At 63.7% G+C, this 16,942-nt stretch carries 14 protein-coding genes; 9 read left to right on the top strand and 5 right to left on the bottom strand.

Going from position 1 to position 16,942, the window contains the following annotated elements:
- Positions 1-193: 193 nt before the first annotated feature.
- A complete protein-coding gene (locus AC1DZ5_RS03050; RefSeq protein ID WP_477885937.1) occupies positions 194-826 on the bottom strand; it encodes a hypothetical protein in 633 nt (210 codons plus the stop codon).
- Positions 823-1,335 carry an Lrp/AsnC family transcriptional regulator gene (locus AC1DZ5_RS03045; protein ID WP_477885935.1) on the bottom strand — a complete coding sequence of 171 codons (513 nt, stop codon included), beginning with the start codon at positions 1,333-1,335 and terminating at the stop codon, positions 823-825. Before AC1DZ5_RS03045 ends, AC1DZ5_RS03050 begins: the two co-directional genes overlap by 4 nt.
- 117 nt (positions 1,336-1,452) lie before the next feature.
- On the opposite strand from AC1DZ5_RS03045, the gene AC1DZ5_RS03040 reads away from it, so the two are divergent.
- The 5 genes from AC1DZ5_RS03040 (at position 1,453) to AC1DZ5_RS03020 (ending at position 11,072) form a co-directional block, all read left to right on the top strand.
- Positions 1,453-5,088 carry an indolepyruvate ferredoxin oxidoreductase family protein gene (locus AC1DZ5_RS03040; RefSeq protein WP_477885933.1) on the top strand — a complete coding sequence of 1,212 codons (3,636 nt, stop codon included), beginning with the start codon at positions 1,453-1,455 and terminating at the stop codon, positions 5,086-5,088.
- Positions 5,089-5,228: 140 nt separating this feature from the next.
- A complete protein-coding gene (yajC, locus tag AC1DZ5_RS03035; protein ID WP_310343189.1) occupies positions 5,229-5,558 on the top strand; it encodes a preprotein translocase subunit YajC in 330 nt (109 codons plus the stop codon).
- Positions 5,559-5,582: 24 nt separating this feature from the next.
- Entirely contained in the window at positions 5,583-7,463 is a 1,881-nt protein-coding gene (gene secD, locus AC1DZ5_RS03030; RefSeq protein WP_477885930.1) for a protein translocase subunit SecD, read from the top strand.
- A gap of 12 nt (positions 7,464-7,475) precedes the next feature.
- The gene (gene secF / locus AC1DZ5_RS03025) at positions 7,476-8,429 is read left to right on the top strand and encodes a protein translocase subunit SecF (RefSeq protein ID WP_477885928.1); all 954 of its coding nucleotides are present in this window, start codon (positions 7,476-7,478) and stop codon (positions 8,427-8,429) included.
- Between the two features lie 12 nt (positions 8,430-8,441).
- A complete protein-coding gene (locus tag AC1DZ5_RS03020; RefSeq protein ID WP_477885926.1) occupies positions 8,442-11,072 on the top strand; it encodes a DUF1631 family protein in 2,631 nt (876 codons plus the stop codon).
- Between the two features lie 30 nt (positions 11,073-11,102).
- Here the strand turns inward: AC1DZ5_RS03020 and AC1DZ5_RS03015 are convergent, their stop codons facing one another.
- From AC1DZ5_RS03015 to AC1DZ5_RS03005, 3 genes are all read right to left on the bottom strand, one after another.
- Positions 11,103-11,600, bottom strand: a complete 498-nt coding sequence (locus AC1DZ5_RS03015) for a Smg family protein (protein ID WP_310343181.1) — start codon at positions 11,598-11,600, stop codon at positions 11,103-11,105.
- A 95-nt stretch (positions 11,601-11,695) separates the two neighbouring features.
- The gene (gene dprA, locus AC1DZ5_RS03010; protein ID WP_477885924.1) at positions 11,696-12,853 is read right to left on the bottom strand and encodes a DNA-processing protein DprA; all 1,158 of its coding nucleotides are present in this window, start codon (positions 12,851-12,853) and stop codon (positions 11,696-11,698) included.
- A gap of 30 nt (positions 12,854-12,883) precedes the next feature.
- A complete protein-coding gene (locus AC1DZ5_RS03005; protein WP_477885922.1) occupies positions 12,884-14,095 on the bottom strand; it encodes a LysM peptidoglycan-binding domain-containing protein in 1,212 nt (403 codons plus the stop codon).
- A 141-nt stretch (positions 14,096-14,236) separates the two neighbouring features.
- On the opposite strand from AC1DZ5_RS03005, the gene def reads away from it, so the two are divergent.
- The 4 genes from def to AC1DZ5_RS02985 are packed head-to-tail and all read left to right on the top strand — an operon-like array spanning position 14,237 to position 16,886.
- The gene (def, locus tag AC1DZ5_RS03000; RefSeq protein WP_477885920.1) at positions 14,237-14,746 is read left to right on the top strand and encodes a peptide deformylase; all 510 of its coding nucleotides are present in this window, start codon (positions 14,237-14,239) and stop codon (positions 14,744-14,746) included.
- 33 nt (positions 14,747-14,779) lie between these two features.
- A complete protein-coding gene (gene fmt, locus AC1DZ5_RS02995; protein ID WP_477887028.1) occupies positions 14,780-15,769 on the top strand; it encodes a methionyl-tRNA formyltransferase in 990 nt (329 codons plus the stop codon).
- Positions 15,769-16,521, top strand: coding sequence for an AzlC family ABC transporter permease (locus AC1DZ5_RS02990; RefSeq protein ID WP_477885917.1), 753 nt, complete (start codon positions 15,769-15,771; stop codon positions 16,519-16,521). The genes fmt and AC1DZ5_RS02990 overlap by 1 nt, the downstream gene beginning before the upstream one ends.
- A complete protein-coding gene (locus AC1DZ5_RS02985) occupies positions 16,518-16,886 on the top strand; it encodes an AzlD domain-containing protein (protein ID WP_477885915.1) in 369 nt (122 codons plus the stop codon). The genes AC1DZ5_RS02990 and AC1DZ5_RS02985 overlap by 4 nt, the downstream gene beginning before the upstream one ends.
- Positions 16,887-16,942: the final 56 nt, after the last annotated feature.

Genomic DNA, 16,942 nt, shown 5'->3' with positions numbered 1-16,942 from the left:
CGCAGCCGCCAGCGTTGACTAACCCACATCTCCGAGGCCACCCCCCAACGCAGGCGCAGGCCGTGGCCTGAAAGAACACACCTAAAGCCCTGCCAGTAGCCAAGTAGCCGGCGCGACACAACAAGATATGGCTGTTAAAAGCTCCCCTCGCCGACGGGGCGAGGGGCTGGGGGAGTGGGTGTTAAAAAAAGACCTAACGCAAAGAAACCCGCACCTGCACCTCCGTCCGCACCACCCCACTCTGCTGCTGCCCCCCCGTCAGCCCACCGTTGCTGGACTGCGAACTCTGCTCCGATTCCCCCACCGTCGTCCACTCATCCAGTGGCAACGCCAACACACTGCTGGTGGCCGTGGTCGCAGTGGCCCCGGGCAGGGCTGAGCCGGACCGCAGTGCCTGCTGCGCCGCCAGTTCCAGCTCCACCAGCGTGCCGCCGTCCCAGCGCGGTGTGGCGCTGAAGCCCGTGCCGGCTTCGAGCAGCACCGTGCCCGCCGTGGTCACCACGCGGCCATTGCGCACAAAGCCCTGCAGCAGGCGGATGGGCGTGGTGGTCTGCAGGCCCAGGCGCACCGGCCGGCCGTTGAGCACCAGCGCCTGCTGCGTGGCTGTGCCGCTGTTGCGCGACTGGTTCATCTGCACGCCACCACGGTTGCCCAGCTCCACGCCCGCGCGCTGGCTGTCGTCGGACTGCACCTGGCGCACCTCGATCAGCAGGTTGCGCATGGGCAAGGCGGACGGATTTGCTATTAAATCAGGAGCTGCTAGCGCATATTCGACGTGGGCTAGAGGCCAAAATGATGCAAAAACCAAGGCGTGGCGGCGGTTCATGGGCGGCTCCGGGGTGGGGTGGCGGTGGTGGGCTGGGGCTGCAGATGGCCCAGCGGCAGCGCGCTGCTGGCTTTCACCTCGCCCAGCGAGAAGCTGGTGTGCACATCTTTCACATTGGGCAGGTTGATCAGCACCTCGCGCGCGAACTGGCTGAAGGTGTTGAGGTCGCGGCTCACCACCTGCAACTCGAAGGTGCCGGTGCCGCTGATGTAGTGGCAGCTGATGACCTCGGGAATCTGGCGGATCGCCTCTTCCAGCCCATGCAGCACGTCGCCGCTGTTGCGGTTGGCGTCCAGCCGCACAAAGGCCAGCACGCCCAGGCCCATCTTGTGGCGGTTGATCTCGGCGCGGTAACCGGTGATAAAGCCGCTGTCCTCCAGCGCCTTCACGCGGCGCCAGCAGGGCGCCGCACTCAGGCCCACGCGGTTGGCCAGTTCGGCGTTGCTCAGGCGGCCATCGTTTTGCAGTTCGTTCAGGATGGCGAGGTCAAATCGGTCAAGTGTTTCCATAAATAGCATTATGGAGAAAGAATCGTTCTTTGTAGGCCCATATGAGGGCAAAGAACGCAAAGACATATCCGCCTTGCAGGCATACACTTTGCCGCAGCTATAACGGAGACAAGCACCATGAATGCACCCCTCAACCGCGACCTGCCTGAGCACATCCGCAAGGCGCTGGACACGGTCACCCTGGACGACAAATACGCGCTGGACTACGGCCGCGCCTTCATGAGCGGGGTGCAAGCCCTGGTCAAACTACCCATGCTGCAGCGCGTGCGCGACCAGCGCCTGGGCAAGAACACGGCCGGCTTCATCAGCGGCTACCGCGGCTCGCCGCTGGGCACCTACGACCAGTCGTTGGTCAAGGCCGAGAAGTACCTCCAGGCCCACCATATTCACTTCCAGCCCGGCGTCAACGAAGAATTGGCTGCCACAGCGCTGTGGGGCACGCAGCAGCTGGGCTTTGCCCCGCCCGGCAGCAACAAGTACGACGGCGTGTTCGGCATCTGGTACGGCAAGGGCCCGGGCGTGGACCGCTGCTCCGACGTGTTCAAACACGCCAATATGGCCGGCACCACCCCCTGGGGCGGCGTGATTGCGGTGGCCGGTGATGACCACATCTCCAAGAGCAGCACCGCCGCGCACCAGAGCGACCACATCTTCAAGGCCTGCGGCACGCCTGTGTTCTTTCCGGCCAATGTGCAGGAGATCCTGGACCTGGGTCTGCATGCCTTTGCCATGAGCCGTTTTTCGGGCGTGTGGGCGGGCATGAAGACGATTCAGGAAATTGTGGAGTCCAGCTCCACCGTGATGATCGACCCGGACCGGGTGATCACCCGCGTGCCGGCCGACTTCGAGATTCCCCCCGGCGGCCTGCACATCCGCTGGCCCGACCACGCGCTGGAGCAGGAAGCCCGGCTCATGGACTACAAGTGGTACGCGGCGCTGGCCTACATCCGCGCCAACCGCCTGAACTACAACGTCATCGAAGGCAAGAACGACCGCTTCGGCATCATCGCCAGCGGCAAGGCCTTCAACGACACGCGCCAGGCCCTGCTGGACCTGGGGCTGGACGACGCGACCTGCCAACGCATCGGCATCCGCCTGCACAAGGTGGGCGTGGTCTGGCCACTGGAGGCGCAGCTCACCCGCGAATTCGCCACGGGGCTGCAAGAGATTCTGGTGGTGGAAGAGAAGCGCCAGGTCATTGAATACCAACTCAAGGAAGAGCTGTACAACTGGCGCGCCGATGTGCGCCCCACGGTGCTGGGTAAGTTCAACGAGGTGGAGACGCCCGACCACTATGGCGCCGGTGGCGAATGGTCCATGCCCAATCCCATGGCCAACACGCTGCTGCGTGCCAATGCCGATCTCAACCCTGCCTTGATCGCGCGCGCCATTGCCCAGCGCATCAAAAAGCTGGGCCTGGACGCGGATACCAGCGCGCGCATCGACGCGCAAATGGCGATCCTGGAAGCCAAGGAACGCGCCATGCACGTGATCGAGCTGTCGGGCACCAAGGGCGCGGACCGCCAGCCCTGGTTCTGTTCGGGCTGCCCGCACAACACCTCTACCCGTGTGCCCGAAGGCTCGCGCGCCATGGCCGGTATCGGTTGCCACTTCATGACCATCTGGATGGACCGCAGCACCGACGGCTTCACGCAGATGGGCGGCGAGGGCGTGCCCTGGGTGGGCCAGCAGCCGTTCACGAACGAGAAGCACATCTTCGCCAACCTGGGCGATGGCACCTACTTCCACAGCGGCCTGCTGGCCGTGCGCCAGAGCATTGCCGCGGGTGTCAACATCACCTACAAGATCCTCTACAACGATGCCGTGGCCATGACCGGTGGCCAGCAGGTGGGCGAGCGGCCCGAAGGACATTCCGTCGTGCAGATAGCCCAGAGCATGCGTGCGGAAGGTGCTATCAAAATAGTAGTGGTGACGGACGAGCCCGAGAAGTACGACGACATACAGGGCCTGCCCGAAGGCATTGCGATTGAGCACCGCGACGAACTGGACCGCATTCAGCGCGAGTTCCGCGAGATCCCGGGCACCACGGTCATCATTTACGACCAGACCTGCGCCACCGAAAAACGCCGCCGCCGCAAGCGCGGCACACTGGTGGACCCCGCCAAGCGCGTGGTCATCAACGAGTTGGTGTGCGAAGGTTGTGGCGACTGCGGTGTGCAAAGCAACTGCATGAGCGTGGAGCCGCTGGAGACTGAGTTTGGTCGCAAGCGCCAGATCAACCAAAGCACCTGCAACAAGGACTTTTCCTGCGTCAAGGGCTTTTGCCCCAGCTTTGTCACGGTGGAGGGTGGTTCGCTCAAAAAAGCCGCCAAGCCCAAAGCGGGCGAGTCCCAGGGCGCCTCCTGGCCGGCCCTACCCGAGCCATTGATTCCTGATTTGGCCACGGCCACCGGCGGCGTCTGGGGCACCATCGTTGCCGGCGTCGGCGGCACCGGCGTCATCACCATCGGCCAGTTGCTGGGCGTGGCCGCCCACCTGGAAGGCAAGGGCATCGTCACGCAGGACGCGGGCGGACTGGCGCAAAAGGGCGGCGCCACCTGGAGCCATGTGCTCATAGGCGCGAGCCAGGACGCCATCCGCACCACCCGCGTGGGCACGGCCTCGGCCGACCTGGTGCTGGGCTGCGACCCCATCGTGGTGGCGGGCAAGGAAACGCTGGTGCGCATGCGCCCCGGCCGCACCCATGTGGCGCTCAATTCCAACAGCGCACCTACGGCCGCGTTTGTGAAGAACGCCAACTGGACCAACCCCGGCGAGCAGTGCGTGGCCGACATCGCCAAGACCGTGGGCGAGGGCAATGTGGGTGTGTTTGACGCCGACGCGGCCGCCACCCATTTGCTGGGCGACAGCATTTACACCAACCCCATGATGCTGGGCTACGCCTGGCAAAAAGGCTGGATCCCGCTGGGGCTGGCTTCGCTGATGCGCGCCATCGAGCTCAACGCCGTGGCCGTGGCCAACAACAAGGCCGCCTTCGAGTGGGGCCGCCGTGCCGCAGTGGACTGGCCTGCGGTGCAGCGCGCCATCAACCCCGGCCAGGTGATTGCCTTCACGCCGCGCCAGCACCAGTCGCTGGATGCTTTGGTGCACAAGCGCGTGGAATTTTTGACCGGCTACCAGAACGCGGCCTACGCCCAGAGCTACGCCGACTTTGTGGCCAAGGTCCGCGCCGCAGAGGCGTCGGCGGTGAGCGGCGACAAACAGCCGCTGGCCGAAGCCGTAGCCCGTTACCTGTTCAAACTCATGGCCTACAAGGACGAGTACGAGGTGGCCCGCCTGCACACCGACACGGCCTTCCGCGCCAAGGTGGAAGGCATGTTTGAGGGCGACTTCAAGCTGGCCTACCACCTGGCGCCGCCCCTGCTGGCCCGCAAGAACGACCTGGGCGAGCTGCAGAAAGCGCGCTTTGGCAGCTGGATGCGCGTGGCCTTTGGGCTGCTGGCGCCGCTGAAGGTGCTGCGTGGCACGGCGTTGGACGTGTTCGGCTACACCCATGAGCGCCGCCAGGAGCGTGCGCTGGTGGGCGAATATCGCCAGGCCATTGAGGCGCTGCTGCCCACGCTGGGCGCTGGCAACCGCGATGCCGCCGCCGCCTTTGCCCGCGTGCCGGAGCAGATCCGCGGTTTTGGCCACGTCAAGGCGCGCCACCTGCTCGCTGCGCGCCAGCAGTGGGGCCTGTTGCTGGAAAAGTACCGCCAGACGCCCGCTGTCAAGCAAACCCAGGCCGCCTAGGGCCTTGCCCGCCCGGCCCGGGCGGGCCTTTTCCCCCGCTTACAATGACCGGTTGCCCGCCTTGGGTCGGCATGGCCGTGCGCGGCTGCCCCTGAGGCGAAGGCGCTTTTGTATGTGGTCCATTTTTGTGGAGTTTGCCTGTGTTTATTTCTTCTGCTTTTGCCCAAACCGCCCCTGCCGCTGCTGGCGGTGACATGCAATCCACCCTGATGAGCATGCTGCCTCTGGTGCTGATGTTTGTGGTGCTGTATTTCGTGATGATCCGCCCCCAGATGAAGAAGCAAAAAGACCACCGCGCCATGATCGACGCGCTGGCCAAGGGCGACGAAGTCGTGACCGCCGGTGGCGTGCTCGGCAAGGTCAGCAAGATGGGTGACAGCTACGTCGGCCTGGAAGTGGCCAATGGCGTGGAAGTGCAAGTGCAGCGCAGCGCCGTTGTGCAAGTGTTGCCCAAGGGTTCTATCAAGTAACTTCTCTCAAAGCGACGCGCGATCATGAACCGTTACCCGGTGTGGAAGTACGCGATCATCCTGATCGCGCTCGTGGTGGGTGGCTTGTACGCCCTGCCGAATGTGTTTGGTGAATCCCCCGCCGTGCAGGTCTCGGTGGCCAAGGCCAGCCTCAAGCTCGACACGGTGGCCCTGGCCAAGGTCGAAGAGGTTTTGAAAACGGCTGGTTTGGTCCCCGATGCGCTGAGCCTGGATGGCACCTCCATCAAGGCCCGTTTTGCCGACACCGATGCCCAGCTCAAGGCCAAGGACGCGTTGCAAAAGGCGTTGAATCCCGATGCGGCCGACCCCGCTTATGTGGTGGCGCTGAACCTGCTGTCGCGTTCGCCCGCCTGGTTGACCTCTCTGCGCGCATCGCCCATGTACCTGGGGTTGGATTTGCGCGGTGGCGTGCACTTCATGCTGCAGGTGGACATGCAGGCCGCGCTGACCAAAAAGGCCGAATCGATGGCTGGTGACATCCGCACTACGCTGCGCGAGAAGAATGTGCGCCACAGCGGCATCGCCCGCAACGGGCAGACCATCGAAATCCGTTTCCGTGATGCGGCCACGGCCGAAGCGGCCAAGCGCATCATCCAGGACCAGTTTGCCGACCTCGACACCGTGGAAACCGCTGACGGGACCGATGTGAAGATGGTGGCCTCCATCAAGCCCGTGGCTGCACGCAACGTGCAGACCCAGGCACTGAAACAAAACATCACCACGCTGCACAATCGGATCAACGAACTCGGCGTCGCCGAACCCGTGATCCAGCAGCAAGGGTTGGACCGCATCGTGGTGCAGTTGCCCGGTGTGCAAGACACGGCCAAGGCCAAGGACATATTGGGTCGCACCGCCACACTGGAAATCCGCATGGTGGACGAAGGCACGGAGGCGCGCGCTGCCGAGTCCGGCGCGGGTCCGGTGCCGTTTGGCTCCGAGCGCTACCTGGAGCGCAATGGCCAGGGCGTGGTGGTCAAGAAGCAGGTCATCCTGACGGGTGAAAACCTGACCGATGCCCAGCCCGGCTTTGACAGCCAGACGCAGGAGCCCACGGTCAACCTGTCGCTGGACGCCAAGGGTTCGCGCATCTTCCGCGATGTGACCCGCGAGAACATCGGCAAGCGCATGGCCATTCTTCTGTTTGAAAAAGGCAAGGGCGAAGTGGTGACTGCGCCTGTCATTCGCTCTGAAATCGGCGGTGGCCGCGTGCAAATCTCCGGCCGCATGACCACCACCGAGGCGGCCGATACGGCCTTGTTGCTGCGCGCCGGCTCCCTGGCCGCGCCCATGGAAATCATCGAAGAGCGCACCATCGGCCCCAGCTTGGGCGCCGAAAATATTGCCAAGGGTTTCCACAGCGTGACCTGGGGCTTCCTGGCCGTGACGGTCTTCATGTGTGTCTACTACATGCTCTTTGGCGTGATCTCCAGTATCGCGCTGGCGTTCAACCTGCTGCTGCTGGTGGCAGTGCTGTCCATGTTGCAAGCCACGTTGACCTTGCCCGGCATGGCCGCCATGGCACTGGTGTTGGGGATGGCGATTGACGCCAACGTGCTGATCAACGAGCGCGTGCGCGAAGAACTGCGCAACGGCGCCTCGCCGCAGGCTGCTATCCACGCCGGCTATGACCGCGCCTGGGCCACCATCATCGACTCCAACGTCACCACCCTGATCGCTGGCTTGGCCTTGCTGGCCTTCGGTTCCGGCCCGGTGCGCGGCTTTGCGGTGGTGCACTGCCTGGGCATTTTGACCAGCATGTTCTCCGGGGTCTTCTTCTCTCGGGGCGTGGTCAATTTGTGGTACGGTAGGCAAAAGAAGCTCAAGACTGTGTCCATTGGCACAGTGTGGCGGCCTGATTCCGGCAATCAGGTGACGACCAAATAAAGGGAAACGGGCATGGAATTCTTCAAAATTCGCCGCGACATTCCGTTCATGCGGAATGCCTTGGTATTCAATCTGGTCTCGCTGGTCACCTTCGTGGCCGCGGTGTTCTTCCTCTTTACCCGCCATCTGCACCTGTCGGTCGAGTTCACCGGCGGCACCTTGATGGAGGTGAGCTACTCCCAGCCTGCCGACCTCAACGCCATCCGCAGCGCGGTGGGCAAGCTCGGCATCAACGATGTGCAGGTGCAGAACTTTGGCACGGCCCAGGACGTGCTGATCCGCATGCCCGTGCAAAAGGGCAGCACCTCCAGCCAGCAAAGCGACAAGGTGTTAGAAGCGCTCAAGGCCAGTGATCCATCCGCTACGCTACGCCGCACCGAGTTTGTCGGCCCCCAGGTGGGGGATGAGCTGGCGGCCGATGGCCTCAAGGCCCTGGCCTTCGTAGTGGCCGGCATCATGATCTATCTCGCGGTGCGCTTCGAGTGGAAGTTTGCCGTAGCCGCCATCATCGCCAACTTGCACGATGTGGTCATCATTCTGGGCTTTTTCGCCTTCTTCCAGTGGGAGTTCTCATTGCCCGTGCTCGCGGCGGTGCTGGCGGTGCTGGGGTATTCTGTGAACGAATCGGTGGTGATCTTTGACCGGATCCGCGAGAACTTCCGCCGTTATCGCAAGATGAACACCGAAGAGATCATCGACAACGCCATCACGTCCACCATCAGCCGCACCATCATCACCCACGGTGCGACCCAGATGATGGTGCTGTCCATGCTGTTGTTTGGCGGTGCCACACTGCATTACTTTGCGCTGGCGCTGACCATCGGTATCTTGTTTGGTATTTACTCCTCGGTCTTCGTGGCCGCGGCCATTGCCATGTGGCTGGGCATCCAGCGCGAAGACTTGGTCAAGGGTGGCCCCAAGAAGGAAACCGACCCCAACGACCCCAACGCGGGCGCAACGGTTTAAGCGGTACAACCCATGGCGACCGGACCTGCTCTTTCCCCCCGATTGCAACTCGCCCGCGCGGTGCGCGAGCGATTTTTGGCGGAAGCCGGCAAAGCTGCGTTGGAAATCAGCGGTGCGGTGCAGGAGCGTTTGACGACGCTGATGGACGAGCTGGCGAATGCCCGCGATGCGCAGACCCGCCGTGACACCTGGATGGCCTACAAGCGCTGTCGCCCCCTGTGGCTGGACGCGACCATGAAGGCATGGCGCGAGTGTCTGGAGCCCGCCAAGCAGAAGAAAGCGGCCTCGCTGGAAAGTGCAGGCCTGGAGTTGGTGGGCACCGACGTGGTGGAGAACAAGATTCTGGCGTCTCGCCTGGTGCTGGCCGTGAATGAAAAAGTGCTGCCCCAGCTCGATGACCTGCGGGTGCGCATCAAGTACCTCGAAGGCACTGAAGACCTGGAAGGCAACGACCTGCTGCGCCCCGAGGTGCTGGTGCTGCTGATGGTGGAGCAATGGGCGCAGTCTGGCATGCCCGGCGAGTCCTGGCCCATGGTGAACGATGTGGTCCAGAAGCTGCTAATCGAGCGGCTCGTGATTGCCTACAAGAATGCCAACGACGTATTGATCAGCAAGGGCGTGATGCCCACCATTGAGCTGAAAGACCGCGTCAAGGCGCCGGTGCGCCAAATGGGCGCCAACCGTCCTCGCCCCCCCGCACCTGGCGCCCAGCCGCAGCAACCCCAACCAGGAGAGATGGGGCCGAGCGGCTATGGCGATGTGGGTGGCTATGGCGGCGGTCCCCAGGGTGGCGGGTACCAGCAAGCCTATGCACCTACGGGCCACGCAGGTCTGGATGGTGGCTCGATGGGCGGTGGTGGCGGAATGCAGGGCGGCAATGCGCGTGCCGATGCCTCTGGTCCCGGAACTGCTGGAGGCGGTGCACCGCGTTCCGGTGGTGGCTTTTTTGGCGGGCGCCTCGGCTGGGGCGGTGGCGGCAATGCTGCGCCTGCTGGGCCGGCACAGGCTGCAGCGACTGGCCCGCAAGGCGTGACACCTTCTACGCCCACGCCCTTCTGGCGCCAATCGTCAGGCTCCAACAGCATGCCGGGCCAGGCCTACGGCGCGTCGGAAGAAACCCGCATGCTGACCACCAACACACCCATCGCCCGCGCCCGCAGCCGAGCGCAGGGCATGATTGGCCAGATCCGCCGGTTGTTTGTCAGCCATGGTGGTGGCGATTTTGTGGGCACGGCCCATCACACGCCTTCGCCCGCATTGGCTGCGGCCATGGCGCCGCGCATGGAGGGTGGCGGGGGCATGGGCTACGCCGTGGGTGGCACGCTGTATGAAGACTACAGCCCGGCCGGTGTGGTTCGGGTGGCCGGTGACCTGCGCGAAAAGTCTGCCGAGCTCAAGAAAAAAGCGGAAACCAAGGGCGAAAAAGCCACGATCGAAATCGTGGCACTGATGTTCCAGGCCATTCTGGCCGAGGAGCGCATTCCCCCCGGCATTCGGGTCTGGTTTGCGCGCCTGCAAATGCCGGTGCTGCGCGTGGCGCTGGAAGACCCCGACTTCTTTGGCACAGCCGATCACCCGGCGCGCCAGCTGATCGACCGCATGGGTTCCGTGGTCATGGGCTTTGACGCTGCCGGCGTGCAAGGCAAGGCCATGGAGAACGAGATCAAGCGCATCGTGCAGGTCATCGAGCAGTACCCCGAGACGGGCAAAAAGGTCTACCAGATCGTGTTCGAGGAGTTCCAGAAATTCCTCTCCAAGTTCCTCACCGAAAAGGGCCCGACCCAAAAGGTGGTGAGCGTGGCGCAGCAGGTTGAGCAAAAAGAGACCCTGGCGATCCAGTACACCATCGAGATGCGCAACATGTTGAAAGACATGCCCGTGCGCGACGAGATCCGCGATTTCCTGTTCAAGGTCTGGGCTGAGGTGCTGGCCGTAGCTGCCGTGCGCAAGGGCCCGCAACACGCCGACACCTTGGTGCTGAAAAAATCAGCGACTGACCTGATCTGGGCCGCCAGTGCCAAGCCCAACCGCGCCGACCGTGCCAAGGTGATTCAGGACCTGCCCAATTTGCTGCTGCGCCTGCGCTCTGGCATGACGCTGCTGGCCATGGCGCCCAGCGAGCAGGAAGGCCATGTGAAACGCATCAGTGACACGCTGGCCGACGCCTTCATGTCCAAGACCCAGGCCATTCCGCAGGCCAAGATCGACGCCATGGCGCAGCGCCTGGGCAATCTGGAGGACTTCGTATCTGAGGACGGCATGGGCGATTTGCCATTGGATGCCGAAAGTATCGAGATGATGCTGGGCATTGACGCTTCGGCGCTGGAGGTGGTTGCCAATGGTGGCTCCAAACCCACGGCCGCCATGCTGGCCTGGGCGCAGGAGCTGCAATTGGGTTCCTGGTTCACACTGGACCACAACAACCAGATTACCCAGGTGCAATTCGCCTGGCGCAGCGACCGCAAGCACCTGAACCTGTTTGCGGCCACCTCGGGCAAGAGCTTCCTGATTCAAGGTGGGCGGTTGGCTGCTTACCTGCAGGCCGGCTTGCTGTTGCCACAGGAAGAAGAAGCGCTAACCGTGCGTGCCACGCGCGACGCGCTGGCCAAGCTGGAAGCCAACCCGGAACGCCTGCTGGCCTGAGCGCCGCCCTGCGGGGGCGCTCAGATGCCGTCAGTGTGCGACGCGGTCGCTGGGGTTGTCACACAACTCGTCGAGCACCAAAGCGTCGGGTTCCAATCCGAAGCTCCAGAACACCATCAAGATAATCGTTTTCAGGTCGTCCAGGGCCACCGGGCTGCCGGGTGCGGCCATGGCGCGGTCGATGACGACCTCGCGCATGTGGGCGGGCAGTACGCCGTTGGATTCCAGAAAACTGATGAAGCCCAGGCATTGCGGGCCCAGGTGGTTTTGCTCGTACTGCGGGTAGATGCGCACGCTGGAGGCCAGCGGCAGGCGCACCCAAGGATCCGCAGGTACGGTAGGCAGAGCCTCTGGCACCGGTCGAGCCCCGCGCGACGCGGTGCTCAGGCCATTGAGCCAGGCCATGGCCTCCTCAATTTCGTCGGCCTCAAAGCCCACCGCGCTGAGTTTGCGCTGGAGATGCGCCGGCTCGGGGTAGCCCTCATCGGCATAGTAGTTTTCGTAAACGAAGACAAGCACTTCAAACATGGAAGCCAATATAGCGCAGAAAAAACAGCTTCGCGTCAGCGGGTGAAACTGCCCCTCTTTTCTCTCGATTGAAGGCTTGGGCGGGGCTTGGCGGCCTAGGCCTGGCCCATGCGCTGGAACAGCCCGCCCGGCAGGCGTGCCACCTGGCCCTGCAGCTCCAGGCCCATCAGCAGGGCTTGCAGACTGGCTGTGCCTAGGCCGGTACGGGCCTGAAGGGCGTCCAGCCCGCTGGGGTCATAGCCCATGGCTTCCAAGAGGGAGTCTTCAGCACCATTCAGGGGAGTAGCCTCCGTGGAATCTGCGCGAGCAGCTCCTGAATTAATAGCGCCTGACAGGCCGCCGGGAAGTTGCAGTTCTTCAAGAATATCCTGGGCGCACTCCACCAGCTTGGCGCCCTGCTTGATGAGCGCATGGCAGCCGCGCGCCTGGGTGGCGTGGATGGAGCCCGGGATGGCGAACACGTCTTTTCCCTGCTCCACCGCCAGGCGTGCGGTGATAAGCGAGCCGGACTTGAGTGCGGCCTCCACCACCAGCGTGCCGCGTGCGAGCCCGGCAATGATACGGTTGCGCCGTGGGAAGTTGGCGGACAGGGGCGGCGTGCCCAGCGGGTATTCGCTGAGCAGTAGTCCGCGCTGGGCAATGCGGTGCGCCAGGTCGAAATGGTCTTTGGGGTAAACCCGGTCTAGGCCGGTGCCCACCACCGCGATGGTGGCCAGCTGGCCGTCGGCTGCGCCGTCCAGCGCGCCCTCGTGGGCGGCACCATCCACCCCAAGTGCCAGGCCCGACACCACAGTCAGGCCGGCTTCCGCCAAGGCTTGTGAGAACTGCCGAGCATTGGCCCTACCTTGCGGCGTGGGGTTGCGGCTGCCCACCACGGCTATGCCAGTGGCGGCGCACTGGGCCAAGCCTTGCCATTGCCCTGCAGCGCCCATGGCATAGAGCAGCAGGGGTGGGTCTTCCATGTCCAGCAGTGCTTGGGGGTAGTCTGCATCGCCAAGAGTCAGCACCCGGCGTTGCTCGGGTTGCGCGGCTAGCCAGGCCACGGTCGTTTGCAGCTGCTCTGCCAATTCGGTTGGCACTTGCAGCAAACCAGCAGCTTGGCGGGCGCTCACGCAGGCTTCGAGTGTGGCAGGGGATTGGGCAAACACCTGCTGCGGCAGACCAAAGGCCGCCAGCAGCTTGCGTGCCGTGCCATTGCCAACACCGGGGCTGAGCTGCAGGCGCAGCCAAGCGCTGAGTTCGACGGGCTCCACGGCGCGAGTCGCCTGGTGCGGGTGTCTTGCTTACTTGGGGTTGACCAGACGGTCACCCACGCGCACGCTGTCGGTGATCTCCAGGATCAGCGCGTAGGACAGGCGGTCGTAGGTGCGGAACACCATGAGCAGGCCGTTGCGCTCGTCAGGCAGTTTCATCAGCGGGTGGGCGGGATCCGATTTGTCGACCACGCGGGCACCGTCCTTCAGGATGGCCAGCACGTGACCGGGTTCCATACCATCGCGTTTGCCGCGGTTGATGGCTACCACCTGGCTCTGGCCGGCATTGGCCACGGCATTGCCGTAGACCGACACGATGCGGCCCGTGGTCTGGGTGTCGGGGGCGCGGGGAACGTAGGTGGTCAGCTCGCGTGGAGGCTCGGGCAGCATGCGGTCGCCGACGCGGATTTCTTCCTTGGCCGCGACGATATCGATGGTGGCGGGCACGATAGCGCTGACCGTCTTGCCTTCTTCGCCCTCGACTTCGGTGGTGGTCTCACCGCGTACTAGGGTGGCTTTGCCCACGTACTGGGCTTCGTAGCCCAGGATCTCGGCGGTGGCCGGGTCCTTGAGAGGGGTAGCGTCGCGGAACACGCGGAACTGTTGTTGCTCTTTGCTTAGATCATCCATCAGCGGGCCGCCGTTGGAGCCGCGGGCATAGGCACGGTCACCGCGGGTCAGCAGCACGCGCCCTTCCTGGGCGGAGACGATGCGCGGCGCGGCCTTCAGGCCGGCTTCGTCGACCACGATGGGCTCGGCCAGGAAGGCTTCGATGATGCGGGACTTGAGGGTGGGCAGGGCCTGGTCGGCCAGCGATTCAAAGCGGGTACGGGGGCTCACGCGCACGGTGTCGGTGGGGGCCTCCTCACCTGAGCCGGCCACGCGCAGCGTGGCCATGCCGTCTTTGCGCTCCAGCACCAGCACCTGGCCGGGGTAGATGCGGTGCGGGTTCTTGATGTCGTTGAGGTTCATGCCCCACAGCTCGGGCCAGCGCCAAGGGCTCTTGAGGTAGAGGCTGGAGATGGCCCACAGGGTGTCGCCACTCTTGACGGTGTAACGGTCGGGGGCGTTGGCGGCCAGTTCGCTCAGCGGCACACCTTTTTGGGCCACTTCGTTGGCGGTTTGCTTCTGGGCAGCAGAGATCGGGAAGTTCTGCGCCCAGGTCGCGTTGCCTGCCAAAGTGGCCAGTGCAGCCAGGGCGGCGATGGCCACGCTGGATTTCGCCTTGAGGTGTGTCGTCATAAGGTGCGAATCTGTGAAGGAACTTGATAATTTACGCGCGATTTTGCGCTCAAGCCCTTGATTCGGCAACGTTTTTAGCCCTTTGGTGCTGCGAGGGAACCCAAAAGTGGCGAAAATAGCCACATCTTTGAAGATCTTCCTATGGCTTTACTTCCGATTCTTTGTTACCCCGACCCCAAACTCCACACCGTGGCCAAGTCCATCCCGGTGGTGGACGTCCGCATCCAACAGTTGGCCACGAACATGCTGGAGACCATGTACGACGCCAAAGGCATTGGCTTGGCGGCAACGCAGATCGATGTGCACGAGCGCCTGATCGTCATTGACGTGTCGGAAGAGCGCGACCAGCCCATGGTGCTGATCAACCCCGAATTGGTCTGGACCAGCCCGACCACCCACCTGAATGAAGAAGGCTGCCTGTCGGTGCCCGGCATTTATGACGGCGTAACCCGCTTTGACGCCGTGCATGTGAAGGCGCTGGACGAAAAGGGCGACAGCCGCGTGATCGAGGCCGAGGGCCTGCTGGCCGTGTGCGTGCAGCACGAGATGGACCATTTGCTGGGCAAGGTGTTCGTGGAATACCTCTCGCCGCTCAAGCGCAACCGCATCAAGACCAAGATGATCAAGGCCCAGCGCGAGGAATCGCGCTAAGTGACCCAGACCGTTGGCCGGGCCGCGCGGCCCCTGCGCGTCATCTTTGCCGGTACGCCGGAGTTTGCCCGGGTGGCGTTGGAGCGCTTGCACGCCGCCGGCCACACCATCGCCCTGGTACTAAGCCAGCCGGACCGCCCGGCCGGGCGTGGCATGAAGCTGCAGGCCTCTGCGGTCAAACAGTTCGCGCTCGAACACGCCATTCCTGTCGCCCAGCCGCGCAGCCTGCGCCTGGACGGCAAGTACCCCGAAGACGCCGCAGCCGCACGCCAGGCGATTGCCGACGCGCGGGCCGATGTGATGGTGGTGGCCGCCTATGGTTTGATCCTGCCCCAGTGGGTACTCGACGATATGGCTGGCGGTGGCAAATACGGTTGCCTGAATATCCATGGCTCCTTGCTGCCACGCTGGCGCGGTGCCGCGCCCATCCATCGTGCCATCGAGGTGGGTGATGCCGAAACCGGCGTCACCATCATGCAGATGGACGTGGGGCTGGACACGGGAGACATGCTGCTCAAACAAAGCCTGCCAATTGCAGACGTCGACACCACGGCCACGCTGCACGATAAGGTGGCCGATCTAGGTGCTGCCATGGTGGTGCAGGCGCTGGACCTGGCCGCCCAAGGCGCCCTGCAGCCGGTGAAGCAACCCGAAGCAGGCGTGACCTACGCCCACAAGATCGAAAAGCACGAGGCGCCGATTGACTGGCGCCTGGACGCTGCCGCCATAGTCCGCCGCGTGCGCGCCTTCAACCCGTTTCCGGGTGCCAGCACGGTGCTCCATGGCGAAACCATCAAGGTTTGGGGGGCGCATGTGGGTGAAGGTCATTCCGCTGCAGATTCAGGGCAAATAGTGGCCCTAGCCCCCGAAGGTATTGCGGTGGCAGCTATGAATTCCATAGCGATATTGACGGAGTTGCAACGTCCCGGTGGCAAGCGCCTGCCCGCGGCCGAGTTTCTGCGCGGCTGCCCGCTGCAGGTCGGCCAGCGGTTTGAGCTGCCTACTGCGCCTGAGGCCTCCTGATGTTTTTCCTGCGCAGCAACTACACCCACCCGGAGTTCCGGCGTGGCTTTCAGGACATGCTGGGCGTGTCACCTGGCATTGCCGCCTGGGGCCTGATGACCGGCGTGGCCATGGTCAAGTCCGGCATGAGCACCGTCGAGGCGTTGCTCATGGCGCTCACCGTATTCGCTGGCAGCTCGCAGCTGGCGGCAGTGCCGCTGCTGATGGCTGGGGCGCCGATGTGGGTGATTCTGGTGACGGGTTTTTGCGTGAACCTGCGCTTTGTGGTGTTCAGCGCGCACATGCGGCCCTACCTCATGCACCTGCCGCGCTGGCAGCGCTTGGTTACCGGTTACCTGTCGGCTGACCTGACTTATGTTCTGTTCGTCAAACAGTTCCAACACCCCGCGACGGATGACGCTGGCCGCGCCGCGCAAATGGCGTACCTGGCAGGTAACGGCGGTATCAACTGGTTCAGTTGGACCGCCAGCAGCGTGCTAGGTGTGGTGCTGGCCAACTTTGTGCCGACGTCATGGGGCTTGGGTTTTGCAGGCATTTTGGCGCTGGTGGGCATGATGGCCTCGCTGGCCACCAGCCGCCTACGCTGGGTGTCGGCAGGCGTGGCCGGTGCTGCGGGTGTGGCGGCGTTTGCATTGCCGCTCAAACTCAACATTCTGGTGGCGATTGCCGTTGCGGTAACGGTTTGCCTGTTGCTGGACAAGCGCCCCGACACCTCGCATCCGCCCCACCACGCGCCCAAGGACCCTGCATGAGCCTGGACAGTTTCTTTGTCGGCACCACGGATGGCTGGACCTTGCTGACCACCTTGGGGCTGGCCTGCGTCACCGTCATTGCGCGCTCCTTTTTCTTCATCACCGACAAGGACTGGTCTCTGCCCGCCTGGGCCCAGCGCGGTCTGCAGTACGCACCGATTGCGGCGTTGTCCGCGGTGATCGTGCCTGAGATCGTGATGACCAAGGGCGTGCCTATCCACACGCTGCAGGATGCACGGCTTTACGCCGTGGCCGCAGGCCTGGCCTTCTTTGTCTGGCGTCGCGGTGCCGGGCAGGCAGTCTTGGGCACTATTGGTTCGGGAATGGCAGTCTACCTACCCCTGCACATCGGCTTAGGCTGGTAGATATAGTGCCCCCACGCTCCGCCGCTGCGCGGGTCGCTGCCCCCCGAGGGGCTAAC

The organism is Rhodoferax sp. P1_F3 (assembly GCF_056405715.1).
The sequence above is the reverse complement of the archived record's forward strand: the minus strand, read 5'-3'. Positions and strand labels throughout refer to the sequence as shown.

Excerpts from the sequence above, each read along its gene's own strand:
- AC1DZ5_RS03050 (WP_477885937.1), bottom strand. The coding sequence starts at position 826 with ATGAACCGCCGCCACGCCTTGGTTTTTGCATCATTTTGGCCTCTAGCC.
- AC1DZ5_RS03045 (WP_477885935.1), bottom strand. The coding sequence starts at position 1,335 with ATGGAAACACTTGACCGATTTGACCTCGCCATCCTGAACGAACTGCAA.
- AC1DZ5_RS03040 (WP_477885933.1), top strand. The coding sequence starts at position 1,453 with ATGAATGCACCCCTCAACCGCGACCTGCCTGAGCACATCCGCAAGGCG.
- secD (WP_477885930.1), top strand. The coding sequence starts at position 5,583 with ATGAACCGTTACCCGGTGTGGAAGTACGCGATCATCCTGATCGCGCTC.
- secF (WP_477885928.1), top strand. The coding sequence starts at position 7,476 with ATGGAATTCTTCAAAATTCGCCGCGACATTCCGTTCATGCGGAATGCC.
- AC1DZ5_RS03020 (WP_477885926.1), top strand. The coding sequence starts at position 8,442 with ATGGCGACCGGACCTGCTCTTTCCCCCCGATTGCAACTCGCCCGCGCG.
- AC1DZ5_RS03015 (WP_310343181.1), bottom strand. The coding sequence starts at position 11,600 with ATGTTTGAAGTGCTTGTCTTCGTTTACGAAAACTACTATGCCGATGAG.
- AC1DZ5_RS03005 (WP_477885922.1), bottom strand. The coding sequence starts at position 14,095 with ATGACGACACACCTCAAGGCGAAATCCAGCGTGGCCATCGCCGCCCTG.
- def (WP_477885920.1), top strand. The coding sequence starts at position 14,237 with ATGGCTTTACTTCCGATTCTTTGTTACCCCGACCCCAAACTCCACACC.
- AC1DZ5_RS02990 (WP_477885917.1), top strand. The coding sequence starts at position 15,769 with ATGTTTTTCCTGCGCAGCAACTACACCCACCCGGAGTTCCGGCGTGGC.
- AC1DZ5_RS02985 (WP_477885915.1), top strand. The coding sequence starts at position 16,518 with ATGAGCCTGGACAGTTTCTTTGTCGGCACCACGGATGGCTGGACCTTG.